Origin of the sequence: Nocardia sp. NPDC057455 (assembly GCF_042802775.1) — a bacterium.
In the GTDB taxonomy this organism is placed as follows: Bacteria; Actinomycetota; Actinomycetes; order Mycobacteriales; family Mycobacteriaceae; genus Nocardia.
The window spans coordinates 1-18,351 of the sequence record NZ_JBHVDM010000012.1 but is presented as its reverse complement, the minus strand read 5'-3'; the positions used below and the strand labels follow the sequence as shown (position 1 = coordinate 18,351).

The following is an 18,351-nucleotide window of genomic DNA, read 5'->3' as shown; positions in this document are numbered from 1 at the left end:
TGACCATGGATGGTCACGACGAGCTGATGAGCCTGGCCGAGCGGTACTGGGACAGTGTGCTCGAGGCGGCGCCGAGCGAGGCGACTTTGCTGGGCGACCGCCGCTTCGACGATCGGATCGAGGATCTGACCGTCGACGCGGAACAGCGGTTGCTGTCGACCTGGCGCGATCTGCTGCGCGCGGTCGACGCGCTCGACGCCGAGCGGTTGAGCCCGACCGACCGCACCACCCGCAGCCTGCTGCGCACCGAGTTGCACGGCGCGGTCGAACATCTGGAATGGCGGCCGGTGGAGCTGGCCTCCGACCAGATGAACGGCGTGCACGCAGGCGTGCTGATCATGGCGCCGCAGACGAACGCGCCGCGGCCGGAGCACGCGCTGGCGCTGGTGCGGCGCTACCGGCAGTTCGGTGACCTGCTCGGCCAGGCCGTGGAACGGTTCCGGGCGGGCCTGGCCGCCGGGCGCGCGCCCGCTCGGATCGCGATCGAGCGCGCGCTCAACCAGCTGGACGGCTACCTCGATTCCGATATGGCCGCCGACCCGTTCGTCACCTTCCCCGGCCCGCAGGGCTGGGACGGCGAGCCCGCGTGGCGCGCCGAATTGGCCGACGTGGCACGGGATGTCATCCGCCCCGCGTTCCAGGTCTACCGCGACGCGCTGTACGACGAACTGCTGCCCGCCGCTCGTCCCGACGACCGGCCGGGTCTGTGCTGGCTCGGCGCCGACGGCGAGGACATCTACCGGCGACTGCTGCGCCACCACACGACGCTGCCCGAGCTGGGCGCCGACGAGATCCACGACCTCGGCCTCACCGAGCTGGCGAAGTTGCGCGAGGAGTACGCGACGGTGGGCGCGCGCCTGTTCGGTACCGGCGATCTCGGCGAGATCTTCGCCCGGCTGCGCGACGATCCCGCGCTGTGCTACGACGACGCCGAGCAGATCATGTTCGACGCCCGCCGGGCGCTGGCCATGGCGGGCGCCGAGATGGGGAACTGGTTCGGGCGCCTGCCGAAGGAGTCCTGCGACATCGTCCCGGTGCCGGAGTTCCTGGCCGCGGATTCGCCTGCGGCGTACTACTTCCCGCCCGCCGCCGACGGATCCCGGCCGGGCACGTATTTCGTCAACCAGCACCATCCCACCGGCCGCGGCCGCTACGAGACCGCGTCGGTGGCTTACCACGAGGCGATTCCGGGCCATCATCTGCAGCTCACCATCGCCAACGAACTCGACCATCTGCCGCGCTTCCAGCGTCAGTCCTTCGCCAACACCGCTTTCGTCGAAGGCTGGGCGCTCTACACCGAGCGGCTGGCCGACGAAATGGGTTTGTACGAGGACGATCTGGGCCGGCTCGGCATGCTGGCCGGAGATTCCTGGCGCTCCTGCCGGTTGGTGGTCGACACCGGCCTGCACGCGAAGGGGTGGAGCAGGCAGCAGGCCATCGACTTCATGGTGGCCAACGCGCCGGTCGGACTGGCCGAGATCACCGTGGAGGTGGACCGCTACATCGCCATGCCGGGGCAGGCGGTCGCCTACAAGATCGGCCAGCTGGAGATCCTGCGCCAGCGGGTGGCGGCCACCGAGCGGCTCGGCGCGGACTTCGACATCAGAGCATTCCACGACGTGGTGCTCGGCTCCGGATCGGTGAGTCTGCCCGTGCTGCGGGAATTGGTCGCCACGCTGTGACGGCAGCGGGGCGCGATCGACACGCGCCCCGCGAGCCGGAAATCCGGCCGCGCCTGGCTGCCGGGTGTCGGCGTATTGCCCTGTCGGTGCCGGTCCCTAGACTCTGGGGCGTGAGTTCACCCACGACCGCTCCGCGTCCTGCCCCCGCGTCCGGCTCCGGCGATCCCGGCTCGGGAGACCGGCCGACGCTGCTGTTGCTGGACGGGCATTCGATCGCCTATCGCGCGTTCTTCGCGCTACCGGCGGAGAATTTCAAGACGGTCACCGGGCAGACCACGAACGCGGTCTACGGCTTCACCGCGATGCTGATCAACCTGCTGCGCGACGAGAAGCCGACGCACGTCGCCGCGGCGTTCGACGTCTCGCGCCAGACCTTCCGCGCCGAGGCGTACCCGGCGTACAAGGCCAATCGCACCACCACGCCGGACGAGTTCCGCGGCCAGGTCGAACTCACCAAGGACGTGCTGGGTGCCCTGGGGATCCCGGTGATGGCGATCGAGGGCTTCGAGGCCGACGACCTCATCGCCACGCTCACCACGCAGGCGACGGCCGCGGGTTTCCGGGTGTTCATCGTCACCGGCGACCGCGACTCCATCCAATTGGTGGACGAGAACGTCACGGTGCTGTATCCGCGCAAAGGCGTCTCGGACCTGACCCGGTTCACCCCGGAAGAGGTGGTGGCGAAATACGGCCTGACGCCGAGCCAGTACCCCGATTACGCGGCGCTGCGCGGCGACCCCAGCGACAACCTGCCCGGCATCCCGGGCGTGGGGGAGAAGACCGCCGCCAAGTGGATTCGCGAATACGGTGACCTGAACACCTTGGTCGAGAAGGTCGACCAGGTGAAGGGCAAGGTCGGCGACGCGCTGCGGGCGAATCTGAGCAGTGTGGTGCTCAACCGGCAGCTCACCGAGTTGATGCGGGACGTGCCGCTGCCCTACACCCCTGACCAGTTGGCACAGGGGCCGTGGGACCGCGAGAAGATCCATCAGCTGTTCGACGATCTCGAGTTCCGCGTGCTGCGCGACCGGCTGTTCGAGACGCTGGCGCCGCCGGAGCCGGAGGCGGAGGCGGGTTTCGAGATCAGCGGCGGTGCGCTGGAGATCGGCGCGGTCGCGGGCTGGCTCGCCGAGCACGCGAAAGCCGGTGTACGCCATGGTGTCTCGATCCTGGGTACGGGCTCCCCGGCCGGTGGCGACGTCCGCGCGCTGGCCATCGCGGCAGGTGACGGCGAGAGCGGTTATATCGACGTCACGGTGCTCACCCCCGAGGACGAGGCCGCGCTGGGCGCCTGGCTCGCCGATCCAGCCGTGCCGAAGGCGCTGCACGAGGCCAAGGCCGCCGTGCACGCGCTGCGCGGCCGCGGCTGGCCCCTCGGCGGGTTGACCAGCGACACCGCGCTGGCGGCGTATCTGGTCCGCCCTGGGCAGCGCACATTCAACCTCGACGACCTGTCGCTGCGCTACCTGCACCGGGAACTGCGCGCGGAGGCCGACGAGACCGCGCAGCTGTCGCTGCTCGACGACGAGGACGCCGTCGACGCCGAGCTGGCGCGCGCGCAGATGCTGCGCGCCCGTGCCGTCGCGGACCTGGCCGACGCGCTCGACGGCGAACTGGCCCAGATCGAGTCCACCCCGCTGCTGGCGGACATGGAACTGCCGCTGCTCGGTGTGCTGTCCACGTTGGAGCAGGCGGGCATCGCGGTGGATACCGACCAGCTCGCGACGCTGCAGCGGCAGTTCGCCGACCGGGTCGCCGAGGCGGCGGAGGCGGCCTACGACGTGATCGGCAAGCAGATCAACCTCGGCTCGCCCAAACAATTGCAGGTGGTGCTGTTCGACGAGCTGGACATGCCGAAGACCAAGCGCACCAAGACCGGCTACACCACCGACGCGGACGCGCTGGAGTCGCTGTACGAGAAGACCCAGCACCCGTTCCTGGAGCATCTGCTCACGCACCGCGACGCCACCCGTTTGAAGGTGACCGTCGACGGTTTGCTCAAATGCGTCGCCGAGGACGGACGCATCCACACCACGTTCAACCAGACGATCGCCGCCACGGGGCGGCTGTCCTCGACCGAACCGAACCTGCAGAACATCCCGATCCGTACCGACACCGGCAGGCAGATCCGCGACACCTTCGTGGTCGGCTCCGGCTACCAGTCGCTGATGACCGCGGACTACAGCCAGATCGAGATGCGGATCATGGCCCACCTGTCCGGGGACGAAGGGCTGATCGAAGCCTTCAACTCCGGTGAGGATCTGCACAGCTTCGTGGCGTCGAAAGCGTTCGACATCCCGATCTCCGAGGTTTCCCCGGAACTGCGCCGCCGGATCAAGGCGATGTCCTACGGGTTGGCCTACGGGTTGAGTTCCTACGGTCTGTCCGCGCAGCTGAAGATCAGCACCGCCGAGGCGAAGGAGCAGATGGAGGTCTACTTCGCCCGCTTCGGCCGCATCCGTGATTACCTCTACGAGGTGGTGGAGCAGGCGCGCAAGGTCGGTTACACCCAGACGCTGTTCGGCCGCCGCCGCTACCTGCCCGATCTGGACTCGAGCAACCGGCAGCGCCGGGAGTCGGCCGAGCGGATGGCGCTCAACGCCCCGATCCAGGGCACCGCGGCCGACATCATCAAGGTGGCGATGATCAACGTGCACCGCGCGATGGACGACGCCGGGCTGCGCTCCAGGATGCTGTTGCAGATCCATGACGAACTGCTGTTCGAGGTCGCCGACGGGGAGCGCGAGACGCTCGAGGCGCTGGCGCGCGAGCAGATGTCCGCGGCGATCGCCCTGTCGGTACCGCTGGAGATCTCGGTCGGCGTCGGCCACAGCTGGGACTCCGCCGCGCACTGACCGGCTGGACCGGCGCAGCGCAGGAGGACATGCCGAGCCCCACCGCAGGGGCTCGGCATTCGGCATCCGTAGAGCTACCATCGGGCCGCGTGCAAGTAAACGAATCACGGTGAACGGGACGGCTGTCCCGTGCCGCGCGGCCACCTACCGTAGGGCTGGTCGTACAGAGGGATTCACGCATACCGAGCGCAGGGGATGGCTTATGACTGTCACCGATGAGTACCTGGAGAACAACGCGGCCTACGCGAGCACCTTCCGCGGCCCGCTGCCGCTGCCGCCCGCGAAGGGCGTTGCCGTCGTCGCGTGCATGGACGCGCGGCTGAACGTCTACGGCGCGCTCGGGCTCGCCGAGGGCGAGGCGCACGTCATCCGCAATGCGGGCGGCGTCGTCACCGCGGATGAGATCCGCTCGCTGGCGATCAGCCAGCGACTGCTCGGGACCAGGGAGATCATCCTGATCCACCACACCGATTGCGGCATGCTCACCTTCACCGACGACGACTTCAAAGCGAGCATCCAAGAGGAGACCGGCATCAAGCCGGACTGGTCGGCGGAGGCGTTCTCGGACCTGGAAACCGATGTGCGCCAATCGATCGCGCGCATCCTCGCCAGCCCGTTCGTCCCGCACAAGAACTCGATCCGCGGTTTCGTGTTCGACGTGGCCACCGGCAAGCTGAACGAGGTTCTGCCCCGCTAGTAAGGCGAGTTCCGCACTACTGCGCTGTGGCGTGTTTCACGGAAGCCGGTGCGGGAGGAGGCGGGCCGAACCTGTGGTGAGGTCCACCTCGTCGCGCGGCGGCGCGCCCTCGGAGACGTCCTCCCGGTGCATCAGCGTCGTCAGGCGCTGCTCGAACTCGTGGTGTTTGCCGCCCTGGAAGATTGCTGTGACCTCCTCGAAGCCCGCGGCCGCCACCGGGCGTCCCGACCGCGTGCGAGTCCAGGGCAGCGCGCGGCCACCGGTCAGCTTGTTCCAGGCCACTTCCGCGAAGGCCAGCAGGATGAGCAGGACCGCCAGACCCGGGATGGTCATGGCCACGAGGAGACCCATGTCACCGACGCTACCCTCGACTCGGCCGCAACGTCCTGAACTGCGCTGATGGTACTCGTCAGTAGACAAATCGGGCAGCGGATATGGTTGCTATTGCGGCGCGATGTCCCTATCCTCGATGCCGTGCCGAATCCCGCCGACCGCCGCAGTGCAGCGCTTACCGTCGCAGACCGCGACAGCGCTCTGCTTTCGGCGTCGCTCATCGGGTCCTCCGTGGCTCCGCAGGCTACCGCCTCCGAGTCCGAGGTTCGCGCCGAGCTACTTCCGCTCACCGCGATGGTGGCGGCGCGTCCCCGAGTTCTCGTAGTAGCCCGCCGTAGCGGGGTCTGATTCCGGGCCGGCCCCCTCGCTGCGGGCTTTTCTCCTTGTTAGTGCTGGTCCCCTCTGTCAACTGAGCCACGACATTCTTCGGGAAGACCTACTTTCAATGACCATCCTGACTCTTGATACCGACATGTTCCACGCCGCCGCTCCGAAGGGCCTACGCGCCGAAGCGGACGGGCTGACCTCGGCGGAGTTCCACAGCCGCTACTGTGCGCACGGCGGTCCGATTCGCCTCAGCGAATGGTCGCCCGCGGGCGCCAGGACCGCGGAGTTCACCGCCACGCTGGAATTCGCCGGCCATCTGCGGACCGTCGTCGCCACCGGCAGCCCGGTGGCGGCGATGACCTCCGCCCTCTACGAAGAGGGCTATCCCGTGGAGATCCTGCAATTCCATCAGCGGCGCACCGCGGAGGGCACCGCCACGTTCGTGCAGTGCGAATGCAACGGCAGGCGCGGCTGGGGCGCGGCGCTCGCGGACGACGGCGCCGAGTCGACCGTCCGCGCCATGATCGCGGGCGTCAACCTGCTGGGCGTGTCCTGAGATCGAGTATCCGACCGCGGGGCGCTTGTCGCCCCGCGGTCTCGCGTCCGGTCCTGGACGCGGAGCGGGCCCGGCTGCGGATTGCCGCTTCGTGTATCCGTATCCGGGCCCTTATGAATTTTGTTGCGTCGCAAAGCCTATCGCGCCGCACGGTGCACCGTATGTCTGCTATTCAGCGGCCTGCTGCTGTTCGGCGATCTGCTTGCGCACCTCGTCCATGTCCAGCGCTTTGACCTGACTCACCAGATCCTCCAGCGCCGCGGGCGGCAGCGCGCCGGGCTGCGCGAACACCAGCACACCCTCCCGGAAGGCCATGATCGTCGGGATGGAGCGGATGTTGGCGGCCGCCGCGAGGCCCTGCTCGGATTCGGTGTCGACCTTTCCGTGCACCACGTCGGGGTGCTTGGTGGAGGAGACCTCGAAAGTCGGTGCGAAACTCTTGCACGGACCGCACCATTCGGCCCAGAAGTCGACGAGTACCACGTCGTTTCCGGTGACTACCTCATCGAAATTGTGCTGGGTCAGCGTCTGGGTGGCCATGACGTCCTCTCGTTTCGGTGTGCCTGCTATAACGCGGGCTGTTCGGGTTATCTTCCACGGCGGATCCGGCCGATCGGCCATTCGCGCCGTTGATCCCCGTCCCATCGACGGATACCCAGCACAGTCGCCGGAAAATCCCGGTCGGCGGCGACGGCGTGGATCGCCTCGCCGAGCTGATGCGGGGGCACCCGCCTGGCCAGGGTGATGTGCGGGGTCCACGCGTCCGGTTGCACGTTGGCCGGAACGCCGGGGCACGGGGAGATCGTCTGGAAGATCCGGCGGTGCAGGGTGAGCAGCGCCTCGGTCGGGACGACCAGTCGCACCAGGATGGGGCGGCGTGCCCCGAAGACCACCACTCCACCGAGCCGCACGGGAATCGGCGCGAAGACCTGCTCGTCGAGCGCCTGCTCGATGCGCGGCCAGATCTGCCTGGCCACCGCGGCGGTGATGTGCGGACGATGGGACTCGTCGGTGCGCGCGGCGAGGCTCCGCACGCCCGCCTCCGCGAGCAGCTGCCACTGCCTGCGGATCTCCGTATCGGCGGCCTCGTCGAGAAGTAGTTCGACCGACTGCACCATGGTCTCCGAAGGTAACCGCAACCGGCGTGTCCGCGGGCCGCTTCCGGCAGCCGGGCGCGGCGGCGGGAGGATGTCCCGGTGAACGACGCGAACCAATCCCGCGGGCACCGGGCGCTGCGGCTCGGCCTGATCGATGGCGACGGCATCGGCCCCGAGGTGGTGCGAGCCGCCAAGCAGGTGGTCGACGAGGCGCTGGCCGCGGCGGGAGCCGCGCCGGTCGAGTGGGTGCCGCTGGTCATGGGCCACCGTGCCATCGCCGAGTTCGGCGCCCCGCTGCCCGAGCAGACGCTCGAGGAATTGGCCCGGGTGGACGCGTGGATTCTCGGCCCGCACGACAACGCGTCCTATCCGGCCGAACATCGTGTCGCGCCCGGCGGCTCGATCCGCAAGCATTTCGATCTCTACGCCAATATCCGTCCCGCGCGGGCGTTCGCCGGTGTGCACTCGGCGGCGCCGGATATCGACCTGGTGATCGTCCGGGAGAACAGCGAGGGGTTCTACGCCGACCGCAACATGTTCGCCGGCTCGGGGGAGTTCCGGCCGACGCCGGACGTCGCGATGTCGGTGGGGCTGGTGACCCGTGCGGCCTGCGAGCGAATCGCGCATCAGGCGTTCCGGCTGGCCGCGACACGGCGCAAGCGGGTGACCATCGTGCACAAGGCCAATGTCCTGCCGCTGACGATGGGGCTGTTCCGCGACGTCTGCCACGAGGTCGGCCAGGCGTACCCCGGGATCGAGGTGGACGACGAACACGTCGACGCGGCGGCCGCGCACCTGGTCCGAGCCGCCGCCGACTACGACGTACTGGTCACCGAGAACCTGTTCGGTGACATTCTGTCCGACCTGGCCGGGGAGTTGAGCGGATCACTCGGGCTGGCCGCGTCGCTCAACTGTTCGGCCACCACGGCGATGGCCCAGGCGGTGCACGGCGCCGCGCCGTCGCTGGCCGGGCACAACCGGGCGAATCCGGCGGCGTTGCAGTTGTCGTCGGCGATGCTGTTGCGATGGCTGGCGACGCGGGACGCCGAGGTGACCTTGGCGCGGGCGGGTGAGCGGATCGAGCGGGCCGTCGCCGCGACCTTCGAGGCGGGCATCGCCACCGCCGACCTCGGGGGACTGGCTTCCACCAGTGAATTCACCGAGCAGGTGTGCGCCAGGGTGCATCGCAGGTAGCCGGACCCGGTGCGCTGGAAGCGGGTCTTGTGGCGCAGACGAATTCGTACGCCGTCCGCATTTGCTCGCCCGCGGCGCCGCACCGCCCGCGCGGTCCCGAATTCGCAGGTCAGCGGACAGCGGGGTAGGGTGTCCCGCCGGTGTACCGGCACCGGACGCGCAACCACTCGTGTTGCTGTTGCATTACTGTCCAGCGCGGAGCGTCCCGGTCGCTTAGATTGCCAAACGGGTGATGACGCCCGGGTTGCGTGGAGCCGAAATGTGGAGGGCTGCTGTGTCTGATCGTTGGTTTCTCGGCAGGCGCGCCCTGCGAGCCACCATGGGTGCGCTCGCCGCGGGTGCGTTGGTGCTGACGGGATGTACCACGAACACCGAGGAGACCGGACCCTCGGTGGCCAAGGTGCAGGTGGACAAAGTCGACGAGATCGCCGCGCAGCTCCCCGACAAGATCAAGCAGTCCGGCAAGCTCGTCGTCGGCGTGAACATTCCGTATCAGCCGAACGAGTACAAGGACGCGAGTGGCCGGATCGCCGGCTTCGACGTGGACCTGATGGACGCGGTCGCCTCCGTGCTCGGCGTGAAGGCCGAATACGTCGAGTCGGCCTTCGAGAAGATCATCCCCTCGATCCAGGCCGGTACCTACGACGTGGGCATGTCGTCGATCACCGACTCCAAGGAACGCGAGCAGCAGGTCGACTTCACCACCTACTTCAACGCGGGCGTCCAGTGGGCCCAGCAGAAGGGCAAGCCGATCGACCCGGAGAACGCCTGCGGCAAGAAGGTCGCCGTGCAGGCCACGACGGTGGAGCACACCGAGGAGGTGCCCGCCAAGAGCGCCGAGTGCGTCGCCGAGGGCAAACCCGCCATCGACATCAAGCCGTTCGACGAGCAGAGCGCCGCGACCAACGCGCTGGTGCTCGGCCAGGTCGACGCGATGTCGGCCGACTCCCCGGTGACGGCGTATGCGATCAAGCAGAGCGACGGCAAGATCGAGAACGCGGGCCCGGTGTTCGACTCCGCGCCCTACGGCTGGGCGGTGCCCAAGGGCGCGCCCCTGGCCGCCGTGCTGCAGAGGGCGGTCCAGCATCTGATCGACACCGGCAAGTACCTCGAGATCACGAAGAACTGGGGCGTCCAGGAAGGCGCCATCACCAAGTCCGTCGTCAACGGCGCCGTGAGCTGATCGATGGCGGACGACGACACTCGGCCGGCGCCCGGCGACCCCGGGCCCGGTGGAGCGGACCAGGCGCGGGCGCCGGAGCCGATCAAAGCGGTTCCGCTGCGCAGGCCGGGGCGCTGGATAGCGGCGGCGGTCATCCTCGTCTTGGTGGCGCTGTTCGTCTACGGCGCCACGACGAACCCGGCCTACCGCTGGGATACCTACGGGAAATACCTGTTCGACACCCGGATCACCGCCGGCGCCGTCGTGACGCTGGAACTGACTGTGTGCGCGATGGCGATCGCGGTCGCGCTCGGGACGACGCTCGCCGTCATGCGGCTGTCGCCGAATCCGGTGTTGCGGAGCACGGCGTGGGTGTATCTCTGGATTTTCCGCGGCACCCCGGTGTTCGTACAGCTGGTGTTCTGGGGGTTGGTTCCCTCGCTGTACCGGCAGATCCACCTGGGCATTCCGTTCGGGCCGCAGTTCTTCCAGCTCGATGTGCAGCAACTGCAGGCCGCGTTCGCCTTCGCGGTGCTCGGCCTCGGTCTCAACGAGGCCGCCTATATGGCCGAAATCGTCCGGGCCGGAATCAATTCCGTTGGCGAGGGGCAGCGGGAGGCTTCGTCCGCGCTCGGCATGTCCTGGAGCCAGACGATGCGCCGCACCGTGCTGCCGCAGGCCATGCGTGTGATCATCCCGCCGACCGGCAACGAACTCATCGGCATGCTGAAGACCACCTCGCTGGTCACCGGCATCCCGCTGAGCACCGATCTGTTCGGCCGGGCCCGCGACATCTACGGCGTGAACTTCCAGCCCATCCCGCTGCTGCTGGTCGCCGCCACCTGGTACTTGGCCATCACGAGTGTGCTCATGGTCGGGCAGTACTACTTGGAGCGCTACTACTCGCGCGGTGTCTCCCGCCGGCTGACCGCCAAACAGCTGCAGGAACTCGCCGACGCCCAGCAGGGGGAGAAGGCGAAATGAGCGTGGATGTCGAGAAGGCCACCGCCCCGGCGATGATCGTCGCGGACCGGGTCTGCAAGAACTTCGGCGCGCTGCAAGTGCTCAAGGGCGTCTCCCTCGAGGTCGGCCGCGGCGACGTGCTGTGCCTGATCGGGCCGTCCGGCTCGGGTAAGTCCACCTTCCTGCGCTGCATCAATCACCTCGAACAGGTGAACGCGGGCCGGCTCTACGTCGACGGCGAGATCGTGGGCTACCGGGAGAAGAACGGCAAGCTCTACGAGATGCACCCGCGTGACGCGGCCAAGCAGCGTCGCGAGATCGGCATGGTGTTCCAGCACTTCAACCTGTTCCCGCACCGGACGGCCCTGGAGAATGTCATCGAGGCGCCTGTCCAGGTGAAGAAGGTGCGCAAGGCCGACGCGGTGGCCCGGGCGCGCGAACTGCTGGACCGCGTCGGCCTGGCCGACAAGGCGAACGCCTATCCGGCGCAGCTGTCCGGCGGGCAACAGCAGCGCGTGGCGATCGCCCGTGCGCTGGCCATGGACCCCAAGCTCATGCTGTTCGACGAACCGACCTCCGCACTGGATCCGGAGCTGGTCGGGGAGGTGCTCACGGTCATGCGGGAACTCGCCCGCTCGGGCATGACGATGGTCGTGGTGACCCATGAGATGGGCTTCGCGCGCGAGGTCGCCGACCAGCTGGTCTTCATGGACGGCGGCGTGGTGGTGGAGGCGGGAGCGCCCCGGCAGCTGCTGGCCGATCCGCGGCACGAGCGCACCAAGGCGTTTCTCTCCCGACTGCTCTGAGCCCGGCTCCCGGCACGCGCCGACCTGCTGGAGATGGCTGGGTCGACCGCGGGGAACAACCAGTGTCACCGGGGGCGGGCTGTACTCGCCCCCGGCTCGGGCCGGGAACCCGTGCCTGCGGCGACGATGGCGGGCTGCGCGGCTCATCTGTCGGTGCGCAGGGTAGGTGTAGTTGTGCTTCGGCTGTCGGGTGCGCGGGCGATGTGCAGGTGGGCGGGTTGTGCTTCGGCCGTCGGACTCACCCGTCGGCGCGGAGCGCGATCCGCAGCTGCCCGAGCAGCACTTTGGCCGCCGGGCTCGCGGGGCGGTCGGCGCGCCAGGCCAGCGCGAGGCGTCCGCGCAGTTCCGGCTCGACGATGCGTACGGTTCGCACCCCGAAGGCGACGGCCTCCTCGGCGGTGAGTTCGGGCACGACGGCGACACCGAGTCCGCGTGCGGCCAAGCGCAGCAGCAGCGCGGGCGCAGCCGCCTCGTAGGCGATTCCGGGCTCGAATCCGGCCGCCGCACAAGCTCGTTCGAAGACGTCGCGAATGCCGGTGCCCGGGGTGAGGCAGATCAGCGGGCGATCTCGTAGCGCGGTGAGCGCGATCTCGGCGCCGTAGCCCCGGTCCGCCACCGCCACCGCGGCCACCACCGCGGTCTCCAGTACCACTTCGATGCCGATGGCCGGATCGGGTTCCGCGCCGGTCATCCCGATCAGGGCCATGTCCAGCCCACCCCGGCCGAGTGCGGCGAGCATCCGCTCGGAGGTGTCCTCGGTCAAGCTGATTCCGATCTGCGGGTGGTCGTGGTGGAAATCGGCGAGCACGGCGGCGACGTCGAATTCCTCGACCGCCGCCCCGGAGATGAGCCCGACCCGGACCTGACCCCGCAGCAGGCCGGTGAACTCGTCCACCGTGTGGGTGATCCGCTCCGCGGCGGCCAGCGCCGCCCGCGCATGCGGCAGGACGGCGGCGCCGACCTCGGTCAGGGTCACCGTGCGCCCGCCACGGTCGAGCAGCGGGTGGCCGAGTTCGCGCTCCAACTGCCGGATCTGGGCGCTGAGCCCGGGCTGGGCCAAGTGCAGCCGAGCCGCCGCGCGGGTGAAGCTCGCCTCCTGCGCGATCGTGACGAAGTAGCGCAGCTGCCGTAGTTCCATAACTGATCATTATAAGAAGTAGAAGAATTATCTGTTTTACTTCTTTCGCTGCCCGTAGCAGGGTCGAAGTCATGGGAAACGACACCGCACAAGCCGAGGAAATTGTCCACATCTTCTCCGGTCCGGTCTTCCGCCCAGGCGACGACGGCTATGCCGCGGAGATCGCCGGCTTCCAGACCGCCTACTCGCATCGGCCCGCGCTGATCGTCGGCGCCGTGCACGCGGAGGACGTGCGCGCCGCCGTGGAGTACGCCGCGCGCCGCGAGCTGCCGATCGCCGTGCAGGCCACCGGCCACGGCCTGTCCGTCGCCACCGACGGCGGCGTGCTGATCAGCACGCGGCGGATGACCGGCATCCGGATCGATCCGGCCCGCCGGACCGCGCACATCGGCGCGGGGGTGCGCGCGGGCGCGCTGGTCGAGGCCGCGGCCGAGCACGGGCTGGCGCCGGTGAACGGTTCGTCGCCGTCGGTAGGTGTGGTGGGCTACCTGCTCGGCGGGGGAGTCGGGCTGCTCGCCCGCCGGTTCGGGTACGCGGCCGAGCACGTGCGGACGATCGAACTGGTCACCGCCGACGGCCGCGTGCGCACGCTGACCCCGGAAGATGAACTGTTCGGCGCCGTTCTCGGCACCGGCGGCAACTTCGGTGTCGTGACGGGGCTCGAGGTCGGACTCGTCCCCGTCACGACGGTGTACGGCGGACAGCTCGTATTCAACACACCGCTGGTCGAGCGAGCGCTGGACGCGTGGCGGCGCTGGACCGCGACCGTGCCGGAAGACCTGACCTCGACGGTGAGCATGCTCGCGTTCCCGGACATCCCGCAGGTACCCGCGCCGTTGCGCGGGCGGTACGTCGCGTCGATCCGGATCGCGTACAGCGGCCCCGCCGAAGAGGGTGAACGGCTGGTCGCGCCGCTGCGGTCGGTCGGGGAACGACTGAAGGACGACCTGCGCGCGATGCCGTACACCGAGTCGCACACCATTCACAGCGACCCCGACCATCCGCACGCCTACGCCGCCACCAACGCACTGCTGGGCGCGTTCACCCAGGAGACGGCCGTGGCCTTGCTCGATGTCGCGGGGCCAGAATCCGGCGCCGGAGCCGTCATCGACGTCCGTCATCTCGGTGGCGCGCTGGCTCGCGCGGGCGACGCCGGAATCGCGGTGGACCATCGGGAAGCCGCCTATATCGTGCGGATCATCACCGGCCCGGAGAATGCGGCGGCCCGAGCCGGTATCCGTGCCGCGCTGATGCCGTGGACGCTCGGGCACAGCCTCAATTTCCTCTACGGCGCGGGCGACGACGTAGACGAGGCGCAGACCCGGGCGGGTTATCGGCCGGACACCTACGCCCGGCTGGCCGCGCTCAAGGCCCGGCACGATCCGCGCAACCTGTTCCGCTTCAACCGCAACATCCGACCGGACGCCGGGTGACTATGCCGCCGCCGCGCCTGGTGCGGCGCGGCGGCACCATGCTATCTTCGTGATATCACTTTGATATTGGGAGGATGTCATGCAGTTCAGATCCGCGTTCCACGTCAACGGCTTCCTGGTGCTGCTGGGGTGGTTCGTGCTCACGATCTTGTTCGGCGGCGCGGCAGTGCTCGGCTTCGCCGTGGGCGCCCGGCACGACAACGCCTCGGCCGTGATCGGCGCGATCGCGGCGATCGTCGTGATCGTCGTCTTGCTGTTGCTGGCGACCGGCTTGACCGTGGTGAACCCGAACGAGGCCAAAGTGGTGCAGTTCTTCGGCCGCTACGTCGGCTCGGTGAGCGAGCCGGGCTTCTTCTCGGTGCTCCCGCTGACGGACCGCAAAAGCATCTCGCTGCGCGTGCGGAACTTCGAGACCCAGAAGTTGAAGGTCAACGACGCCGACGGGAACCCGGTGGAGATCGCCGCGGTGGTCGTCTACCGGGTGGTGGACAGCTTCAAAGCAGCCTTCGCCGTCGACGACTACGAGGAATACGTCGAGACCCAATCCGAGGCGGCCGTGCGGCACCTGGCTACGACGCACCCCTACGACGCGCACGAGGCCGACCGCACCAGCCTGCGCGACGGTGCGGAAGTGGCCGAGGAGCTGACCGTCGAACTGCGCGAGCGCACCGAGATGGCGGGCATCGAGGTGCTGGAGGCGCGGATCACCCACCTCGCCTACGCGCCCGAGATCGCCCAGGCCATGCTGGTTCGCCAGCAGGCCGCCCAGGTGGTCGCCGCGCGCACCCGGATCGTCGAGGGCGCGGTCGGTATGGTCGGCTTGGCGTTGCAGCGGCTCGCACAGGAGGGCATGGTGGAGTTGGACGAGGAGCGCAAGGCGGCGATGGTGTCGAACCTGCTCGTTGTGCTCTGCGGTGATCGCCCGGCCCAGCCCGTCGTCAACGCCGGTTCGTTGTACTCCTGAGGCGGGCGGCGCATGGCTGAGCGCAAGAAACTGCTGCTACGCCTGGACCCGGCCGTCCACGACGCCATCGCGAAGTGGGCGGCCGACGACCTGCGCAGTATCAACGCCCAGATCGAGTACGCGCTGCGCATGGCGCTGGAGCAGGCGGGGCGCAAACCGAAGTCGCAGTGACACGACCTCGATACCGATCAGAGATGGTGCCCCGGCCCGAGGGCGCGAAGACTTGCAAGGTGTCAGCAAGTGTCCGGCCATCGGCACCGAAAGGGGAAATGATGACCACGATTGTGCACATCGATGACACCGTGCGCGACTACGAGACGTGGAAGCCGGCGTTCGACGGTCTCGAGCAGTTCTTCGCGGAGGCGGGGGCCCGCAGCTGCCGGGTGGCGCGCTTCACGCACAACCCCAACCGGGTGCTCGTCGACTTGGACTTCGACACCATGGCGGAGGCCGAGGCCTTTCGAGGCGCGCTGCACAAGCTGATCGACCTGCCGCACACGCAGATGCTGCTGGTCAGCCACGAGGTCTCGATCCTCGAGCTGGTCGACGATCGTCGCCTCAGCGTCCGGGCTTCCTCGTGACGAAGATCGCCGTGCCGGGGAACAGCTCGCCGCGCAGCGGGCTCCACTGTCCCCATTCGCGATCGAGCCATTCCGGCCATTCCGGCTCCACGATGTCCTCCACCACCAGTCCCGCCGCGACGATCTCCCGGACCCGGTCGCCGATGGTCCGGTGGTGCTCGACGTAGGTGGGCACGTCGTCGCCGTCGACCTCCACGTAGGGGGTGCGGTCGAAATACGGGATGGTGGCGGTCAGGCCCGCCGGACCGGGATCGTCCGGGAAAATCCAGCGCATCGGGTGGTTCACCGAGAAGACCCAGCGCCCGCCCGGCCGCAGCACCCGCCCCACCTCCCGCATCACCAGCGCCGAATCGGCGACGAACGGCACGGCGCCGAACGCCGAGCAGGCCAGATCGAACGATTCGTCCGCGAACGGAAGAGCTTCGGCGTCCGCTTGCACCAGCGGCACCCGAGGGCCGCCGCGCGCCATCACCGCCAGGCCCCGTTCGAGCATTCCGCGCGACAGGTCCAGTCCGACCGGCCGCGCGCCCTGTCCGGCCAGCCAGCGAGCGCACGGGGCCGAGCCGCAGCCGATCTCCAGCACCAGCTTGCCGGTGACGTCGCCGAGGAATCGCAGGTCGCCCTCGTGCAGACCCTCCGGGCACCACACGAACTCGCCGCCGGGGGAGTCCACGCCGAGGAACTCCGCGTGCGTCTCGTGGTATTGGGCGGCATCGGCGTCCCACCACCGCCGGCTGGCCAGTTTGCTGGCCGCCGATCCGATCCGGGTCCGTGCGATGCCCGCCGTTCCGAGCAGTGCGTTCGCTTGCGCATGGCGATCTTCCGACACGCCGATCAGACTAACGGCGTGGCGACCCGACGGTTTGCCCGCCCGGACCGCGGTCGCGTACGCTGAACGCGCGAGTGTCTTCCGTACAACCGTACCGGAGTTCAACCCGTGCTGAGTTTCACGCGCGTCACGTGCGGTACGTTCCTAAGTGTCCGTCTTCACACCTCGCGGTGAGATCGCAGCGTACCGAAAGTTCCAATGTCCGCAACCGACCACAATCCGTCCGGAGCAAACCGACATATGCCCACCACCGTCACCTCGCCGCAGGTAGCCGTCAACGACATCGGCTCCGCCGAGGATTTCCTCGCCGCCATCGACGCCACGATCAAGTACTTCAACGACGGCGACATCGTCGAAGGAACCATCGTCAAGGTCGATCGCGACGAGGTCCTGCTCGACATCGGTTACAAGACCGAAGGCGTCATCCCCTCTCGCGAACTCTCCATCAAGCACGACGTCGACCCCAATGAGGTCGTTTCCGTGGGTGATGAGGTCGAGGCCCTTGTTCTCACCAAGGAGGACAAGGAAGGCCGCCTGATCCTGTCGAAGAAGCGGGCGCAGTACGAGCGTGCGTGGGGCACCATCGAGGAGCTCAAGGAGAAGGACGAGGCCGTCAAGGGCACCGTCATCGAGGTCGTCAAGGGCGGCCTGATCCTCGACATCGGCCTGCGCGGCTTCCTGCCCGCGTCGCTGGTCGAGATGCGCCGGGTCCGCGATCTGCAGCCGTACGTCGGCAAGGAGATCGAGGCCAAGATCATCGAGCTGGACAAGAACCGCAACAACGTCGTGCTGTCCCGCCGCGCCTGGTTGGAGCAGACCCAGTCCGAGGTCCGCAGCGAGTTCCTGCACCAGCTGCAGAAGGGCCAGGTCCGCAAGGGTGTGGTCTCCTCGATCGTCAACTTCGGCGCCTTCGTCGACTTGGGCGGCGTGGACGGTCTGGTGCACGTCTCCGAGCTGTCCTGGAAGCACATCGACCACCCGTCCGAGGTCGTCGAGGTCGGCAACGAGGTCACCGTCGAGGTGCTCGACGTCGATCTGGATCGCGAGCGTGTCTCGCTGTCGCTCAAGGCGACCCAGGAAGACCCGTGGCGTCAGTTCGCCCGCACCCACGCGATCGGCCAGATCGTGCCGGGCAAGGTCACCAAGCTCGTTCCGTTCGGCGCGTTCGTCCGCGTCGAGGAGGGCATCGAGGGCCTGGTGCACATCTCCGAGCTGGCCGAGCGCCACGTCGAGGTGCCGGACCAGGTCGTGGCCGTCGGCGACGACGCGATGGTCAAGGTCATCGACATCGACCTGGAGCGTCGCCGGATCTCGCTGAGCCTCAAGCAGGCCAACGAGGACTACCACGCCGAGTTCGATCCGTCGAAGTACGGCATGGCCGACAGCTACGACGAGCAGGGCAACTACATCTTCCCCGAGGGCTTCGACCCCGACACCAACGAGTGGCTCGAGGGCTTCGACAAGCAGCGCGAGGAGTGGGAAGGCCGCTACGCCGAGGCGGAGCGTCGCCACAAGATGCACACCGCGCAGATGGAGAAGATGGCGGCCGACGCCGCGGCCGAGGCCGCGAACGGCGGCGGCGCGTCGAACTACTCTTCCGAGAGCGGTTCGCAGGCTTCCGCCAGCCAGACCGAGTCCGGCGGCGGTTCGCTGGCGAGCGACGCCCAGCTGGCGGCTCTGCGTGAGAAGCTGTCCGGCAACGCCTAGTCGGCAATAGTCCGAACGACTGTGCCC

The 18,351-nt window shown here is 68.4% G+C and carries 18 protein-coding genes; 13 read left to right on the top strand and 5 right to left on the bottom strand.

Annotation, left to right across the window (positions count from 1 at the left end; genetic code table 11):
* Nucleotides 1–5 precede the first annotated feature (5 nt).
* The 3 genes from ACFU5M_RS07110 to ACFU5M_RS07100 all read left to right on the top strand — a co-directional run bounded on the left by ACFU5M_RS07110 (nt 6) and on the right by ACFU5M_RS07100 (nt 5,234).
* Complete coding sequence (locus ACFU5M_RS07110; protein ID WP_379045126.1) at nt 6–1,682, top strand: DUF885 domain-containing protein; 1,677 nt, start codon at nt 6–8, stop codon at nt 1,680–1,682.
* 110 nt (nt 1,683–1,792) lie between these two features.
* Nucleotides 1,793–4,537, top strand: coding sequence for a DNA polymerase I (gene polA / locus ACFU5M_RS07105; protein WP_379045123.1), 2,745 nt, complete (start codon nt 1,793–1,795; stop codon nt 4,535–4,537).
* A 202-nt stretch (nt 4,538–4,739) separates the two neighbouring features.
* The gene (locus ACFU5M_RS07100) at nt 4,740–5,234 is read left to right on the top strand and encodes a beta-class carbonic anhydrase (protein ID WP_379045120.1); all 495 of its coding nucleotides are present in this window, start codon (nt 4,740–4,742) and stop codon (nt 5,232–5,234) included.
* A gap of 36 nt (nt 5,235–5,270) precedes the next feature.
* Here the strand turns inward: ACFU5M_RS07100 and ACFU5M_RS07095 are convergent, their stop codons facing one another.
* Nucleotides 5,271–5,585 carry a DUF6191 domain-containing protein gene (locus ACFU5M_RS07095; RefSeq protein ID WP_379045117.1) on the bottom strand — a complete coding sequence of 105 codons (315 nt, stop codon included), beginning with the start codon at nt 5,583–5,585 and terminating at the stop codon, nt 5,271–5,273.
* 427 nt (nt 5,586–6,012) lie between these two features.
* Here ACFU5M_RS07095 and ACFU5M_RS07090 point away from each other — a divergent pair, with 427 nt between their 5' ends.
* Complete coding sequence (locus ACFU5M_RS07090; RefSeq protein WP_379045114.1) at nt 6,013–6,450, top strand: 2-keto-3-deoxygluconate kinase; 438 nt, start codon at nt 6,013–6,015, stop codon at nt 6,448–6,450.
* A gap of 168 nt (nt 6,451–6,618) precedes the next feature.
* On the opposite strand, the gene trxA is transcribed toward ACFU5M_RS07090, so the two are convergent.
* Nucleotides 6,619–6,990: a thioredoxin gene (gene trxA, locus ACFU5M_RS07085; RefSeq protein WP_379045111.1), complete on the bottom strand. Its 372-nt coding sequence runs from the start codon at nt 6,988–6,990 to the stop codon at nt 6,619–6,621.
* Between the two features lie 47 nt (nt 6,991–7,037).
* On the bottom strand, nt 7,038–7,568 hold the full coding sequence (locus tag ACFU5M_RS07080; protein ID WP_379045108.1) for a 2'-5' RNA ligase family protein: 531 nt from the start codon (nt 7,566–7,568) through the stop codon (nt 7,038–7,040).
* Nucleotides 7,569–7,646: 78 nt separating this feature from the next.
* Between ACFU5M_RS07080 and ACFU5M_RS07075 the strand changes: the two genes are divergently transcribed.
* The 4 genes from ACFU5M_RS07075 (at nt 7,647) to ACFU5M_RS07060 (ending at nt 11,672) form a co-directional block, all read left to right on the top strand.
* On the top strand, nt 7,647–8,741 hold the full coding sequence (locus ACFU5M_RS07075) for an isocitrate/isopropylmalate dehydrogenase family protein (RefSeq protein WP_379045105.1): 1,095 nt from the start codon (nt 7,647–7,649) through the stop codon (nt 8,739–8,741).
* 319 nt (nt 8,742–9,060) lie between these two features.
* Entirely contained in the window at nt 9,061–9,924 is an 864-nt protein-coding gene (locus ACFU5M_RS07070; protein WP_379045388.1) for an ABC transporter substrate-binding protein, read from the top strand.
* A gap of 3 nt (nt 9,925–9,927) precedes the next feature.
* The gene (locus ACFU5M_RS07065) at nt 9,928–10,887 is read left to right on the top strand and encodes an amino acid ABC transporter permease (protein ID WP_379045102.1); all 960 of its coding nucleotides are present in this window, start codon (nt 9,928–9,930) and stop codon (nt 10,885–10,887) included.
* A gap of 32 nt (nt 10,888–10,919) precedes the next feature.
* The gene (locus ACFU5M_RS07060) at nt 10,920–11,672 is read left to right on the top strand and encodes an amino acid ABC transporter ATP-binding protein (RefSeq protein ID WP_379045386.1); all 753 of its coding nucleotides are present in this window, start codon (nt 10,920–10,922) and stop codon (nt 11,670–11,672) included.
* 238 nt (nt 11,673–11,910) lie between these two features.
* Here ACFU5M_RS07060 and ACFU5M_RS07055 read toward each other — a convergent pair whose 3' ends face one another.
* Complete coding sequence (locus ACFU5M_RS07055) at nt 11,911–12,810, bottom strand: LysR family transcriptional regulator (RefSeq protein WP_379045099.1); 900 nt, start codon at nt 12,808–12,810, stop codon at nt 11,911–11,913.
* 71 nt (nt 12,811–12,881) lie between these two features.
* Here ACFU5M_RS07055 and ACFU5M_RS07050 point away from each other — a divergent pair, with 71 nt between their 5' ends.
* The 4 genes from ACFU5M_RS07050 (at nt 12,882) to ACFU5M_RS07035 (ending at nt 15,788) form a co-directional block, all read left to right on the top strand.
* Nucleotides 12,882–14,243 (top strand): FAD-binding oxidoreductase, encoded by a 1,362-nt coding sequence (locus tag ACFU5M_RS07050; protein WP_379045096.1) that lies wholly within the window; start codon nt 12,882–12,884, stop codon nt 14,241–14,243.
* Between the two features lie 79 nt (nt 14,244–14,322).
* Nucleotides 14,323–15,207 (top strand): SPFH domain-containing protein, encoded by an 885-nt coding sequence (locus ACFU5M_RS07045; protein WP_379045093.1) that lies wholly within the window; start codon nt 14,323–14,325, stop codon nt 15,205–15,207.
* 12 nt (nt 15,208–15,219) lie between these two features.
* Nucleotides 15,220–15,378 (top strand): toxin-antitoxin system HicB family antitoxin, encoded by a 159-nt coding sequence (locus tag ACFU5M_RS07040; RefSeq protein WP_379045090.1) that lies wholly within the window; start codon nt 15,220–15,222, stop codon nt 15,376–15,378.
* A 101-nt stretch (nt 15,379–15,479) separates the two neighbouring features.
* The gene (locus ACFU5M_RS07035) at nt 15,480–15,788 is read left to right on the top strand and encodes a hypothetical protein (RefSeq protein WP_379045087.1); all 309 of its coding nucleotides are present in this window, start codon (nt 15,480–15,482) and stop codon (nt 15,786–15,788) included.
* On the opposite strand, the gene ACFU5M_RS07030 is transcribed toward ACFU5M_RS07035, so the two are convergent.
* The gene (locus ACFU5M_RS07030) at nt 15,766–16,617 is read right to left on the bottom strand and encodes a class I SAM-dependent methyltransferase (RefSeq protein ID WP_379045084.1); all 852 of its coding nucleotides are present in this window, start codon (nt 16,615–16,617) and stop codon (nt 15,766–15,768) included. The two genes, ACFU5M_RS07035 and ACFU5M_RS07030, sit on opposite strands and share 23 nt — an antisense overlap.
* A 240-nt stretch (nt 16,618–16,857) precedes the next feature.
* Here ACFU5M_RS07030 and rpsA point away from each other — a divergent pair, with 240 nt between their 5' ends.
* Nucleotides 16,858–18,324 (top strand): 30S ribosomal protein S1, encoded by a 1,467-nt coding sequence (rpsA, locus tag ACFU5M_RS07025; protein WP_379045081.1) that lies wholly within the window; start codon nt 16,858–16,860, stop codon nt 18,322–18,324.
* Nucleotides 18,325–18,351 lie beyond the last annotated feature (27 nt).

Coding starts and splice junctions, on each gene's coding strand:
- ACFU5M_RS07070 (WP_379045388.1), top strand. CDS start 9,061: ATGGGTGCGCTCGCCGCGGGTGCGTTGGTGCTGACGGGATGTACCACG.
- rpsA (WP_379045081.1), top strand. CDS start 16,858: ATGCCCACCACCGTCACCTCGCCGCAGGTAGCCGTCAACGACATCGGC.
- ACFU5M_RS07045 (WP_379045093.1), top strand. CDS start 14,323: ATGCAGTTCAGATCCGCGTTCCACGTCAACGGCTTCCTGGTGCTGCTG.
- ACFU5M_RS07090 (WP_379045114.1), top strand. CDS start 6,013: ATGACCATCCTGACTCTTGATACCGACATGTTCCACGCCGCCGCTCCG.
- ACFU5M_RS07110 (WP_379045126.1), top strand. CDS start 6: ATGGATGGTCACGACGAGCTGATGAGCCTGGCCGAGCGGTACTGGGAC.
- ACFU5M_RS07060 (WP_379045386.1), top strand. CDS start 10,920: ATGATCGTCGCGGACCGGGTCTGCAAGAACTTCGGCGCGCTGCAAGTG.
- ACFU5M_RS07055 (WP_379045099.1), bottom strand. CDS start 12,810: ATGGAACTACGGCAGCTGCGCTACTTCGTCACGATCGCGCAGGAGGCG.
- ACFU5M_RS07035 (WP_379045087.1), top strand. CDS start 15,480: ATGACCACGATTGTGCACATCGATGACACCGTGCGCGACTACGAGACG.
- ACFU5M_RS07100 (WP_379045120.1), top strand. CDS start 4,740: ATGACTGTCACCGATGAGTACCTGGAGAACAACGCGGCCTACGCGAGC.
- trxA (WP_379045111.1), bottom strand. CDS start 6,990: ATGGCCACCCAGACGCTGACCCAGCACAATTTCGATGAGGTAGTCACC.
- ACFU5M_RS07040 (WP_379045090.1), top strand. CDS start 15,220: ATGGCTGAGCGCAAGAAACTGCTGCTACGCCTGGACCCGGCCGTCCAC.
- ACFU5M_RS07080 (WP_379045108.1), bottom strand. CDS start 7,568: ATGGTGCAGTCGGTCGAACTACTTCTCGACGAGGCCGCCGATACGGAG.
- ACFU5M_RS07095 (WP_379045117.1), bottom strand. CDS start 5,585: ATGGGTCTCCTCGTGGCCATGACCATCCCGGGTCTGGCGGTCCTGCTC.
- ACFU5M_RS07065 (WP_379045102.1), top strand. CDS start 9,928: ATGGCGGACGACGACACTCGGCCGGCGCCCGGCGACCCCGGGCCCGGT.
- ACFU5M_RS07050 (WP_379045096.1), top strand. CDS start 12,882: ATGGGAAACGACACCGCACAAGCCGAGGAAATTGTCCACATCTTCTCC.